At 61.9% G+C, this 12636-nt stretch carries 9 protein-coding genes; 3 read left to right on the plus strand and 6 right to left on the minus strand.

From position 1 onward, the window contains the following. Window positions 1–8 precede the first annotated feature (8 nt). The 5 genes from OF122_RS10960 to OF122_RS10980 form a co-directional block, all read right to left on the minus strand. Window positions 9–1097 (minus strand): 4-oxalomesaconate tautomerase, encoded by a 1089-nt coding sequence (locus tag OF122_RS10960; RefSeq protein WP_408636224.1) that lies wholly within the window; start codon window positions 1095–1097, stop codon window positions 9–11. 201 nt (window positions 1098–1298) lie between these two features. Continuing rightward, window positions 1299–3287 (minus strand): tripartite tricarboxylate transporter permease, encoded by a 1989-nt coding sequence (locus tag OF122_RS10965; RefSeq protein WP_264224292.1) that lies wholly within the window; start codon window positions 3285–3287, stop codon window positions 1299–1301. Between the two features lie 130 nt (window positions 3288–3417). Further along, window positions 3418–4524, minus strand: coding sequence for a Bug family tripartite tricarboxylate transporter substrate binding protein (locus tag OF122_RS10970; protein WP_264224293.1), 1107 nt, complete (start codon window positions 4522–4524; stop codon window positions 3418–3420). Between the two features lie 211 nt (window positions 4525–4735). Then, a complete protein-coding gene (locus tag OF122_RS10975) occupies window positions 4736–6169 on the minus strand; it encodes a sensor histidine kinase (protein ID WP_264224294.1) in 1434 nt (477 codons plus the stop codon). Beyond that, the gene (locus tag OF122_RS10980) at window positions 6166–6840 is read right to left on the minus strand and encodes a response regulator transcription factor (protein ID WP_264224295.1); all 675 of its coding nucleotides are present in this window, start codon (window positions 6838–6840) and stop codon (window positions 6166–6168) included. The genes OF122_RS10975 and OF122_RS10980 overlap by 4 nt, the downstream gene beginning before the upstream one ends. A 214-nt stretch (window positions 6841–7054) precedes the next feature. Between OF122_RS10980 and OF122_RS10985 the strand changes: the two genes are divergently transcribed. Further along, the gene (locus OF122_RS10985; RefSeq protein WP_264224296.1) at window positions 7055–8149 is read left to right on the plus strand and encodes a Bug family tripartite tricarboxylate transporter substrate binding protein; all 1095 of its coding nucleotides are present in this window, start codon (window positions 7055–7057) and stop codon (window positions 8147–8149) included. Between the two features lie 132 nt (window positions 8150–8281). Next, complete coding sequence (gene lexA / locus OF122_RS10990) at window positions 8282–8989, plus strand: transcriptional repressor LexA (protein ID WP_014130523.1); 708 nt, start codon at window positions 8282–8284, stop codon at window positions 8987–8989. Here lexA and OF122_RS10995 read toward each other — a convergent pair. Next, window positions 8983–11154: a ComEC/Rec2 family competence protein gene (locus OF122_RS10995; protein ID WP_264224297.1), complete on the minus strand. Its 2172-nt coding sequence runs from the start codon at window positions 11152–11154 to the stop codon at window positions 8983–8985. The genes lexA and OF122_RS10995 overlap by 7 nt on opposite strands. A 31-nt stretch (window positions 11155–11185) precedes the next feature. On the opposite strand from OF122_RS10995, the gene gltX reads away from it, so the two are divergent. Next, window positions 11186–12622, plus strand: a complete 1437-nt coding sequence (gene gltX, locus OF122_RS11000) for a glutamate--tRNA ligase (protein WP_264224298.1) — start codon at window positions 11186–11188, stop codon at window positions 12620–12622. Window positions 12623–12636: the final 14 nt, after the last annotated feature.

Below are 12636 nucleotides of genomic sequence, written 5' to 3' on the forward strand. Positions count from 1 at the left end.
GATCAGCCTTATCCGAGCAGATCGGCGGGAACGTAGAGTTCACCGGCCATCAGCTTGCGGGCGGTACGGATGGCGCCGCCGCTGATTACCTCAAGATTGGCGCCCGAACCTTTTGTCTTCAGCGCCACGTCGAGCAGGCCGGAGGGGTGTTCGATGAGAACAAGGCGGTCGTCGCCCTCGGGCCGCCTGGCCAGGCCATCGGAAACCGAACCTTCGAGCATGGCGCATGTGGATACGCACAGCCCACCGGTGACGGCAAAGGCGGCATGGGTGTTCTGGGGCACGAAATAGCGGGCGGAGATATGCCCCTCGCCCTTTGGTTCGGACAACATCGCGACCTTGGGGATGACCTTGCCGGTGACGTCGCCGAGACCCATACGCTCGCCGGCGATCATGCGCATGGCTTCCATACGGGCAAAGAAATCGGCGTCGGCATCGAGTTCGGCCGGTGTTTCGTAGCCCGTCTTGCCCAGGTCGGCGGCGCGGAAGATCATCATGGGGACGGACACATCGATCAGAGTGACAACGACGCCGTTGATCTGCTCGATAAGGTTGCCGGTGGGCAAAAGCTTGCCTGTCTTGGATCCGACGATATCCATGAAATTGAGGCGCACAGGTGCCGCTGTGCCGGGCACACCGGCGATTTCGGTATCGCCAGCATAGACCACGCCATCAGCATCGGTTTTGACAATGGCTTCGATGCGGCTGTTGGTATTGACGTTGAAGATGGTGACGGCGGTTTCTTCTCCGGTGATTTCGACCATGCCACGCTCAATGGCGAAAGGGCCGACTCCCGAGAGGATATTGCCGCAGGACGGCGCGGTGTCCACGAAGGCTTCGGTGATCGAAACCTGGGCGAATAGATAATCGACATCGACGCCTTCACGGGTCGAGGGCTGCACCATGGCGACCTTGGAGGTCAGCGTGGTGGCGCCCCCTACCCCATCGATCTGGCGTGCATCGGGAGACCCCATGGCTGCCAGAAGAACCTTGTCGCGGGTTTCGACATCGGCCGGAAGGTCGGTGGTTACGAAATACGGGCCCTTGGATGTCCCGCCGCGCATGAGAATGCAGGGAATGGCAGCTTGCTTTGTCATCGTCATCTTCACAGTTGTGTCCGTTCCCCTTGGGGTCGGACGAACTCGGTTCGATACTGGACGCGCTTTAGCAGAACGGCGCTCGTCAAAGGATTGAGCAATGGTGTTGCCCGGCATCGCGGTTTGGCAATGAAGGGCGGTGAACAGATATGCCCCCGCCCTTCAGCAGGATAAGTGGCGCGCACCTATCCTGGAAACGCTCTAGCGGAACGGCCAGGGCAGACGGAACTGACCCTGCAGGAACCCGGCCGGCATGACAAGGTTGAGCGAGCGGGCCAGGACCATCATGAAAATCGCCGCAGCGAGGGTCAGCAGTATCGTCTTGAGCCAGCTCGCCTTGGCCATGGTCCTGAGGAAGGTCACAAAGAAGACCAGCAATGCTGCAAAATAGCCCGCAATGGCGACGAGGCCGACAAACAGGGCAAGCCAGGCCAGCATGGCCCATGCACCGCCGCGGACGTCGTGTTCACGCGGGGTGACCTCGGTGTCGAAATTGGCCGTCGATTCGAGCTTGCCCATGACCAGTGGCACCATGGCCACCAGAGTTGCGGCGACGCCTACAACGGCCACCCAGGTCGGGAAGATGCCGCCCAGCTGGGTCAATCCGAACGATTCCCAGAATACGAAGACAAAGCCGGCCAACACCGCAGCGCCGAACAGGATTTGCGGCCAGGCCTGACCTGGCTGAGCGAGCTCGGTGGAGCCTTCTGTGCTGACCTTGGCAGCTTCTTCGCCCGGACGCGTGCGGGCGCCGAGCCAGACCGAGACGACCGTGAGCACGATGATGCCGATGACCAGCGGCCGGGTGAGGAAACCCCAGCCCGAGAACTGGACTGCCTGGTAGAGGTAACGTTCCGCCTGGGTGGCAAGAACAAAGCCGATCAGGAAGCCGGGACGCGGCCAGCCGAAGCGCTTGAGCAATACCCCGATGGCGCCGACGATCAGCAAGGCGACAAGGTCATTGAGCGAGCGCGTAGCCTGGAAGGACGCAAACGTTATGACCATGATCATGAATGGCGCGATCAGCGTGTAGCGGATCGTGGTCAGACGGGCGATGCCGGGTGCGGCGACGATGCACAACAGTGTGCCGATGACATTGGCCAGGGCCAGCGACCACACGATGGTGTAGGTCACGTCAAGATTGCGGTCCGCCATGGCGGGGCCGGGCTGAATGCCGAGCAGGATGAGACCGGCGAGGAACACCGCCATCGACCCCGACCCGGGAATGCCGAACAAAAGCGTGGGGATCAGCCCGCCGCCTTCCTTGGCATTGTTGGCCGATTCCGGCGCGATAACGCCGCGAATGTCGCCCTTGCCGTACTGCGAGCGGTCCCTGGAGGTCTGGACCACATGGCCATAGGCGATCCAATCGACCACCGAACCGCCGAGACCGGGGATGGCGCCGATGATGGCACCAAGGCCCGAACAGCGCAGAGCGAGCCATTTATAAGTCCAGGTGTCCTTGAGCCCCTGCAACCAGCCGTGGCCCAAAGAGGAGGACTTGCTGGCGATTGAGGAGCCGCCGCGCAGCAGGTCGACGATTTCGGGGACGGCGAACAGGCCCAGCGCCACGATGACCAGCGGAATGCCGGTCGAGAGATAGAGCAGCCCGAAATCCATACGATATTCGCCAGTGGCCGGTGCTGCGCCGACGGCGCCGAAGGCCAACCCCAAAGCAGCGGCGGCGACGCCCTTGGCAAGGTTGTTACCCGAAAGGACGCCGACCATCGAGAGGCCGAAAAGGGTCAGAGCGAACAACTCGGCCGAGGAAAAACTCAGGATGAGCGGGCGCGCGATGACCACGAAGCCGGTCAGGATCAGAGCGCCGAACAGACCGCCCATGAGTGAGGCCGAAAAGGCCGCCGAAAGCGCGCGGGCCGCCTGCCCCTTCTTGGCCAGTGGAAATCCATCGAGAACGGTTGCCTGACTGGCGGTCGAGCCAGGAATACCCATCAGCACCGACGCAAAGGTGTCGGAGGTGGGAATGATGGCGACGAGGCCGATGAGCATGGCGAGCGCGGACGTCTGGTCCATGCCGTAAAGGAACGGCAGGAGCAGCGACAAACCAACGATGCCGCCCAGACCGGGCAGAATGCCGATGACGAGACCCAACAGCACGCCGAGAGTCAGGAACATCATGTGGTGAGGGGTCAGCAGTTCAACAAGTGCTGAAAAAAGTACGTCGAGCATATTGGTTACTCGTGAGTTTTGCCGAACACTGGCTCGGGTTCAGGCGCGGTGTTGCTTGCAGAGCAAAGCGCGCATCAGGAACGATACAGCGCCGCGACTCGCTGGAGCCGCGGCGCCGTCAAGGACAAGCTTAGTCCAGGGTGACCTGGTAGTTCTCGGACAGGAACTGGCGCACCCAGTCGCGTGCCACGGGGTCGATCGTGGTCGCGGCGGTGTAAACGCCCGCCACTTCGTCACCCACTGCCTGGTCGTACTCGCCCAGCACTTCGACCTTTGCAGCCTGAAGCTCAGGATCATTGACCGCGTCGATGAACGCCTGACGATAAGCCGCTACGATTTCGGGCGGGGTTCCGTTGGGAAGCATGGCCGGCTTCTGTGCGGCAAAGCCCGAACCGAAGAAGGCGAGATAGGCCTGCAGTTCGATGCCAGCGGCACCCATTTCGCCATGAACCATTTCATAGGCCTCAAGGAAATGGGGCAGATCGGGGAAGGTCGGGTCGCGCTGGACATTTCCTTCTCCGTCGAGCACGCCCCAGGAAAAGAGCGGCACGGCGTCGCCGGCTTCGACAAGCGGAACCACGTTGGTCAGATAGGCCGACGAGGTCTGGTAATCGATTGTGGCTTCGCCACGCTCGAAGGCCAGACGACCATCGCCACGGCCGGTCATGCCGAAGACGTGACGAACGTTGAGGCCGAGCACCTCAAAGGCGAGCAGCGGAACGAGATCGAGCGAGGTCGCGCCCTGGCTGGCATAAACCAGTTCGGTGTCCATGATCTCGCCGAGCTGGGACGCGTCCGAAATGCCGAGGCTGGCCGGGACGTACACCACGCCGCCGGTCGGAGAGACCAGAACGGGCTGAAGTTCGGCATAGTCGTACTGAACGCGGCTATCGCCGAGCAGGAACGGGAACTGGGTGGAACCGGACGTGCCGAGCAAGGAGAGCCCATCGGGCTCGGCCCGGGCAACGAACTCGTTGGCACCGGTGATCGAACCACCGCCAGGAACGTTGCGAACGATCACGTTGGGCTGTCCGGGCAGGTATTTGGACAGATAAGGCGCGTAAAAACGTGCCCAGACGTCGGACCCGCCACCTTCGGAGAACGGAATCCACCACTCGACGGTCTGGCCGGAGAAATCGACCTCCTGAGCCTGAACGGAAACCGGCGCGATGGCAATCGAGGCCGCCGCAACAGCGGACGCGGCCAAACCCCGCGCGAAGCGAAGTGCATTTTTCATATAGGATCCTCCCATAGAGTTGGCAGCCAGACCTCCGCATTGCCCCCGCGCCGTGCCTCCCCAGCCGGCCTTCGGTCCATCCGAGCGTTGCTCCGTGATGTTCTCCGGCCTTTGCCAGGCATGGCAAGGAAATGCGGAAACAACGGATGTCTGCTGACGGCCATCATGGACCACCAAGCTGTCGAGAAGCTGTCCGGTGCAAAACCGATCCTTATTCAGCAGCTATGCTGCCGATTCCGGGCTTTTGACGGTTCTCCTGCGCCTGGGCGATGGGCAGTTTCAGGCGAATCGTGCAGCCCTTTTCGGCAGGGACAATGCCGACATCGCCACCTGCCCTTTGCGCAATGGCGCGGACGATCGAAAGGCCGAGACCGCACCCTCCATCACTGTCATCGGACAGCCGCACGAACCTGTCGAACACCTCCTCGCTGGCTTCGGGCGGGATGCCAGGCCCTTCATCGGCCACGGTGAGCGCGGCCATGTTTCCGATGCGCTCCACAAGAAGCGAAAGCCGTCCGCCCCTGGCGCAGCCATATTTCAGGCCGTTGTCGATGAGATTGTCGATTGCTTCCTCGAGCATCACGCGATTGCCGGCAACTGGCAGGGGCTCGGTGGCAGGTTCGAGCTCAATATCGACATGAGCTGCCAGGGCACGGGGTACGTGGCGGCGAGCGACATCGGCCACGAGCTCGGTCAGGTCCGAAGGCGGCTGCAAATCATCGCCCCTGCCTTCATTGGCTATATCGAAATTGAGCAATTGGTGGCTCATGCGCGAAAGCTGGCGCGCGGCCTGGGACAGATCCTCGAGGCGGGCGGTGCGGCCGCTGTCACTGCTCGCGGTCAGCGCGGATTCAGCCTGGGCCTGAATGGCCGCGACGGGATTGCGCAACTGATGAGCAGCGTTGCCGATAAAGGCGTTGCGCCGGTCCAGTTCCTCCCTGAGCCGGGCGAACAGGCTGTTGATGGTTTCGACCAGCGGCGCGACCTCGTGTGGAACGGGCCGGCGGATAGGGCGCAGATCGCTGGCTGAACGCAGACCCACGGCGCTGCGCAAATCGGTAAGCGGGGCCAAGCCCCAATTAATGCCGAACCAGAACAGGATCGCGGCCGAACCCACGATGAGCAGGAGATTGAAAACGGACTGGCCGACGAGCGACAGGCTGAGCGCCTGACGCTGGGTGACCGTTTGCCAGACCTGCACGGTGGTCCACCCGTCGAAATCGATATCAGCTATGAATTCGCGCAGGATGACGACCCGAACCGGGCGATCATGATAGAAACTGTCGAAAAAAACCGGCGTGCCACCCGGAACGTCGAGACCGGCGGACGGGATCGGAGCATCGGAATGGCCGGTGACAAAGCGGCCATCGGCGGCGCGAACCTGATAGAAGATGGGATCGCCCAGGGCGCCGACCAGGGAATCGAGCAAGGCATCGGCAACGAGATCGCCCTTGGTCAGCACCACCTCGCGGGCGACGGCGTGAGCGACGACCTTCAGCGTGTCGTCATAAAGATTCTTGGACATGTCCTGCGCCGACCAATAGCGCACGGCGCTCGACGCCAGGGCGATAAACACCAGCGGCACGACCAGCAGCACGAAGAGCCGGGCGCGGAGGCTGGGGGTGCGGACGGAAGCGACATTCATTGGACAACGACCGGGCGAAGCACATAACCGAGCCCGCGAATGGCCCTTATGGTTATGCCGAAAGGTTCGATCTTGCGGCGCAGCCGGGAAACGAGGAGTTCGACCGCGTTGACCTCGATATCGGCTCCCGTTCCGTAGATGCTGTCGCACAGCGCATCCTTGGACACCACGCGCTCGGCATGGTCGAACAGGATCTCCCAGAGCGCGAGCTCGCGGCGTGGAAGGACGATCGGGCCGTCCGGGCTCGATATCTGGCGGCCGAGCCTATCGTAGCTGAGCTGGCCCAGAGTCTCGATATTGTGGACCCGCTGCCCCCTGCGGCGCCCAAGGGCGCGGACGCGCGCGTTGAGTTCGGCCATTTCGAATGGCTTGGTCATGTAATCGTCGGCGCCGGCATCGAGACCCACGATACGGTCCTGGAGACTGTCGCGGGCCGTGAGGACAAGCACGGGTATGTCGTTGCGCTCGGTGCCGAGGATGCGAATGACGTCCAGGCCGCTGCGTTTGGGCAGGTTTATATCGACAATGGCCAGATCGGCGCCCTCGGTGGACAGAAACTGCGAACCGTCATCGCCATTTGCCAACCAATCAACGGCGTGCCCCTCGTCCTGCAGGGATTGAATGACGGCACGCGCCAGCATTGTGTTGTCTTCGATCAGAACGATGCGCAAGCGCTTGTCCCTCCCCCGGGTCCTGTGATCGTCTCCTTTGGGGTCTCGTATTGCGAATGCCCCATTCTGCTCCTGGCAATGTGACCCCGGAGGGGCTTGGCTGGCAAGCAAATTTCCGTGAGGGGTGGCCTCGGCAGGGAACTGCGGTTAGACATTGGCCGGGCCGGTCGCGCTGGGAGGGTCACCGGTTCAGCCCAGTCGTTGGAGGAGGATCATGCACGGACTGCTGCGTTGGGCACGAAGCGTTGGCGCCGGGCTCGGGCTGCTGGCGATGGCAGCAGCGCCAGCCCTTGGACAGGTCAGTTTTGCGGGAAAAACTATAGAATGGATCGTTCCCTTCAGCCAAGGCGGAGGGTCTGACACATGGGCGCGGTTCAATGCGCCATTTCTGTCGCGGCACCTGCCCGGCAATCCGGAAATCGAAATCGTCAACGAACCCGGTGGTGGCGGGACGCGCGGCCCCAACACCTTCGCCAGCCAGGCCCGCCCGGATGGGCTGACTGTTCTGGGGACTTCGGGCTCGACGCAGTTTCCTTACCTGCTGGGTGATCTGCGCGTGCGGTACGACTACAAGGACTGGGAAGTTGCCATGGTCGCCCCGACCGGAGGCGTGATCTACGTATCGCCTCAAACAGGAGTCGACGGACCGGCGACAATCGAAAGGCTCCGGGATCAAACCCTGGTGTTTGCCAGTCAGGGGCCGACGTCGCTTGACCTGGTACCCATGCTGGCCTTCCGGCTGCTTGGCCTCGATGTCAGCTATGTATTCGGCTACACGGGCCGTGGCGATGGCCTGATCGCCATGGAACGGGGCGAGGTGAGCATCGATTACCAAACGACCGCATCCTACTTGCGCAATGTCTTGCCCATGGTCGAGGCCGGCGAGGCCGTGCCGCTGATGAGTTGGGGAGTCCTTGACGAGAATGGTGAGATGCAACGCGACCCGACATTTCCAGATCTTCCCATTGTGGAGGAAGTTTATGAAATGCTGTACGGGGCGCCCCCTTCGGGAGCGGACTACGAGGCTTATCGCGCGTTCAATATTGCTGGATTTGCCGCGCAGAAAATGGTGATCTTGCCCCAGAACACGCCGCCCGAGATTGTCGAAACCTGGCGGCAGGCATGGCGTGATGTATTTGAAGATCCCGAATATCGCGCCAATGTCGGGGCCGTTCTGGGGGCTTATGAACAGGTTACGGGACGCGCGGCCGAGGCGTTGTTCATCGAGGGAACAACGATTGATCCGACGGCGCGCCAGCGCATATTGGACATGCTCGCAAACGAATATGCAGTGCGATTAAGCGACTAATAACGGCCCCAACTCATCAATCGGCATATGGCTTGCCTCCCGCTTTCTACAGTGGGAGCTTGCGGAACATTTACGGAACATGTATAAAAGTTCAATATTTGTTCCGATTCGACGCCGCCGAGGGATCCGCCAATGTTGACGCGCAAACAGCACGAACTTCTGATGTTCATCCATGAGCGGATGAAAGAGAGCGGCATTCCGCCTTCTTTTGACGAGATGAAGGAAGCGCTGGATCTGAAATCGAAATCGGGCATTCACCGGCTGATCACGGCGCTGGAGGAGCGCGGGTTCATCCGTAGGCTGCCGAACCGGGCCCGGGCGCTCGAAGTCGTGAAGCTGCCGGACTCAATGAACCCTTCGCTCGGCGGACGCAAGGCGCGGTTCGAGCCTTCGGTCATCGAGGGCACGCTGGGCAAGGTTCCGGCAAAGACCATGGCACCCAAGCAGGACAATGGCGGATCTGTTGCCATTCCGGTGATGGGGCGCATTGCTGCGGGCGTGCCGATCGAGGCGATCCAGACCCATTCTCATTCCATCGCGGTTCCGCCCGAAATGCTGGGTTCCGGCGAGCATTTTGCGCTGGAAGTGCGCGGGGATTCGATGATCGATGCCGGGATCTTCGACGGCGATACGGTTTTGATCCGCAAGCAGGATGCGGCGGGCAATGGCGAGATCGTGGTGGCACTGGTGGACGACGAGGAAGCGACCCTCAAGCGTTTGCGCAAAAAGGGCAATGCGGTGGCGCTCGAAGCGGCAAACCCAGCTTACGAGACCCGCATTTTCGGCCCCGACCGCGTCAAGGTTCAGGGGCGGCTCGTGGGGTTGCTGCGGCGCTACTGAGTCTGGATGCGCCAGCGGCGGCTGGGACCGTCGATGGCGGTGCGGATCGTGGGTGGCAGATCGGGACCATTCCAATCGATCATATGGGCGCCGTGGCGTGCAAGATCGGACGCATTGATGACCAGTGTAGCGGCCACGGCGCATTGGGGTGGCGCGGTCAGACGCGTGACGACGATGTCGGCGATGCGGCAATCTTCATCAAAGGCGTCGCGGGATTTGACCAGGGCGATTGTGTAGCCATCCTCGGTTGTCAGTATGCAGCCACGGCTATCGCATCCCGCGGCAGGATGAGCGTCTTCGATCACAGTGATATAGCGTTCCGACCAGATTGTTGTGGCGAAGGTGTTGTTGCGGCCGGCGATCAAGGCGACGCGGTCTCCGCTGCGGACGGCCAGTGCCTGACTTTGATCGGCAATGAAGATGTCGGGCGCCTGCTCAAGGCAGAAAAAGGCGATCAGCGGAACGGCGGCAATCGGGCCAATGACGCGCATGCGGGTTCGGAAATAGGCCAGCCAGGCCAGGGCGAGCAGGGCCACGCCGAGCGCGAGCGGCGACAGGATGGGGCTGGGATCGAAGCCGCCGCTTAAATCGCGCACGAAGCCAGCGCACCAGAGCATTGCCTCGATACTCCAGCCGAGCGCAGCATATGGCAGGGCTTCGAGGCCGATCGGGAGCAACAGGGTTCCGAGCAGCGCGGCGGGCATCATCACAAAGGTCACGATCGGCATGACCATGAGATTGCCCAGGACACCGAAAGGCGCGGTCTGCTGAAAGTGGTATGCGCTGAACACCAGGGTCGCCAGCCCGGCGATGACACTGGTGGTCGCGATGTCGAGCATGAGGGCCAGCGCCCTGCCCCGCTGGGGGTGTTCCCGATCTTCCCGATGCCGACGGGCCAGTTCAAAAGCTGAGATCAGAGCAATGACGGCGGCGAAAGAGAGCTGGAAAGAGGCCCGGAATACGCTGGTCGGCTCGAACACAATGATGGCGAGCCCGGCAATGGCGACATTGCGCATGGTCAGCGCCTGCCGGCCGGCAATTATGGCCGCAAAGATCAGTGCCAGCATGATGGTGGAGCGCACCGCTGGAATGACCATGCCCGAAATCACCATATAAGCCAGTGCTGTGGCGATGCCGGCGCCAGCGGCGATCTTTTTGATGGGAAAGCGCTGGGCCAGGCCATGGCTCAGCGAGAGCAGGAAGCGTACGCAGGCAAACATGGTGCCAGCGACCAGCGTCAAGTGCAGACCGGAAATGGCGATGACATGGGCAATGCCGGCCGAGGCCATCAGTTCGCGGTCCTCCTCGGTGATCCGGCTCTGATCGCCGGTCACGAGCGCCGCGGCGATACCGCCGATCCTTTCACCCAATTGAGCGACGATGCGTGCGGTGATCGTGGCACGGACATCCTTGACGATGCGTGCGAGCCCACCCTCTCCGCCTTGTTCTATTTCGATGTCGCCGAACGCAGTCCCGTAGGCGCCAATGCCGTCGAAATGACTTATGAACTGCGAGTCGTAGCCGCCGGGAACGGCAGGCGGCGGAACCGGATAGAAGCGGATGCGAGCGGTGAGGGTGTCGCCGGGCGAGACAGTATATGACCCCGGTACCGTGACGCGAGCCATGCGGATTTCGGGCACCGTCCAATCAGGGGTGCCCGCAATATCGGAGAGTATCCAGCGTTGCTGGCTGCCATCGTCATAAGTGACCGCTTCGATGCGCGCCGTGTAGGTTCCGTAGCGCGGCGCTTCGAGCATTGGCGTACCGAAAAGCGCGGCATGAACGGGCAGAAGAACCATTCCGACAGCAAACATGGCGGCAAGGAGGGCGGTTTCGCGCACAAGAGCACGATCACGGCCGGTCCATGCGGCAACGAGAGCAATACCGAGCAGGACTGCAAGGGACGTGAGGGCCGGCTCATCGGGAAGCACCCGATAGGCAATGAGCCCGGCGATCATGGCAAAGGGGAACAGAATGAAGTTGCGACGCTGGGTCACGGCATCGACGATTGCCGCCCTCAAGCCGGCGTAAAGAGCAGCTGCCCGCGCCACGAGCCAGGCGAGCGGACCTGCGGCCCGCCCCTGCCCCGGATTTTTGGCGACGGGAAAGTCGACCATCTTGGCGCGCCCCCAACCCTTGCGCTCGTTGGGCGCTATGGTACACACGGGCCAAACATTTCTCCAAGCGGTAAGCCTTATGTCCAAACCCGTCGTCACGCGTTTTGCGCCTTCTCCCACTGGTTTCCTGCACATCGGGGGCGCACGCACAGCTCTTTTCAACTGGGTGTTCGCGCGCAAGATGGGCGGCAAGATGCTGCTGCGCATCGAAGACACCGACCGGGAACGCTCGACCGAGGCCGCCGTGGCGGCGATTCTGGATGGGATGAGCTGGCTGGGGCTCGATTGGGATGGAAGCCCGATCAGCCAGTTTGCACGTGCCGACCGGCATGCCGAGATCGCGCTGCAACTGCTCGAGAGCGGCAACGCCTATAAATGCTACTGCACCCGGCAAGAGTTGACCGAGATGCGCGAAAAGGCCCGCGCCGAAGGCCGCCCGCCGCGCTATGACGGCCGCTGGCGCGACCGCGATGCGTCCGAGGCGCCAGAGGGCGTCAAGCCCGTCGTCCGGATCAAGGCGCCTCAGTCCGGCGACATCGTGGTCAAGGATCGCGTGCAAGGCGAAGTGGTGTTCAAGGCCGAGAACCTCGATGATTTCATCATCCTGCGTTCCGATGGCACGCCGACTTACATGCACGCCGTGGTTGTGGACGATCACGACATGGGCGTTACCCACATTATCCGGGGTGACGATCATCTGACCAATGCGGCTCGGCAGATCATCATTTATCAGGCCATGGGCTGGGACGTACCTGAAATGGCGCATATTCCGCTGATCCACGGACCCGATGGGGCAAAGCTGTCCAAGCGCCATGGTGCCATGGGGGTCGAAGCCTATCGGCAGATGGGATATCTGCCTGAAGCCTTGCGCAACTATCTGGCCAGGCTGGGCTGGGCGCATGGCGACGACGAGATCTTTTCAACCGAGCAGATGATCGAGTGGTTCTCGCTCGAGGCGCTCAACAAAGGTGCGTCGCGGTTCGATTTCGTCAAGCTCGACAATCTCAACGGTCATTATATCCGTTCGGCCGATCCAGAGCGGCTCTATGACGTCATGGTCGAGACGGCGTCGGAAACCGGGCGCAATGCCGATTATGCCGGGCTGGTTTCCAACCGCGATACAGTGCTGGCCGCGATCCCCGAATTGCAGCCGCGCGCCAAGACGGTGCTGGAACTGATCGATCTGGCACAGTTCATCTATGCCGAGCGCCCGCTGGCCATAGAAGAAAAGGCAGCGCAGTTGCTCAATGAAGAGAGCGTTGCGCATCTGGCTGCACTCACGGCGGCGTTTTCAACGCTGGATGGCTGGTCGGTCGAAAAGCTGGATGGGACGGTGCGGGCCTATGCCGAAACCGTCGGGCTGAAGCTGGGAAAGGTTGCACAACCCTTGCGCGCTGCCTTGACGGGACGAACGATATCACCGGGCATTTTCGAAGTGATGGTGCTGATCGGACGCGAAGAGAGCCTGGCGCGGCTTTCCGACGTCGTGGGCGTTGGCGCCGGGGCTCATTCCTAGCGCCATCTGCTGCG

Origin of the sequence: Pelagibacterium flavum (assembly GCF_025854335.1) — a bacterium.
GTDB classification, from domain to species: Bacteria; Pseudomonadota; Alphaproteobacteria; order Rhizobiales; family Devosiaceae; genus Pelagibacterium; species Pelagibacterium flavum.

Excerpts from the sequence above, each read along its gene's own strand:
- OF122_RS10960 (WP_408636224.1), bottom strand. The coding sequence starts at position 1,097 with ATGACAAAGCAAGCTGCCATTCCCTGCATTCTCATGCGCGGCGGGACA.
- OF122_RS10965 (WP_264224292.1), bottom strand. The coding sequence starts at position 3,287 with ATGCTCGACGTACTTTTTTCAGCACTTGTTGAACTGCTGACCCCTCAC.
- OF122_RS10970 (WP_264224293.1), bottom strand. The coding sequence starts at position 4,524 with ATGAAAAATGCACTTCGCTTCGCGCGGGGTTTGGCCGCGTCCGCTGTT.
- OF122_RS10975 (WP_264224294.1), bottom strand. The coding sequence starts at position 6,169 with ATGAATGTCGCTTCCGTCCGCACCCCCAGCCTCCGCGCCCGGCTCTTC.
- OF122_RS10985 (WP_264224296.1), top strand. The coding sequence starts at position 7,055 with ATGCACGGACTGCTGCGTTGGGCACGAAGCGTTGGCGCCGGGCTCGGG.
- lexA (WP_014130523.1), top strand. The coding sequence starts at position 8,282 with ATGTTGACGCGCAAACAGCACGAACTTCTGATGTTCATCCATGAGCGG.
- gltX (WP_264224298.1), top strand. The coding sequence starts at position 11,186 with ATGTCCAAACCCGTCGTCACGCGTTTTGCGCCTTCTCCCACTGGTTTC.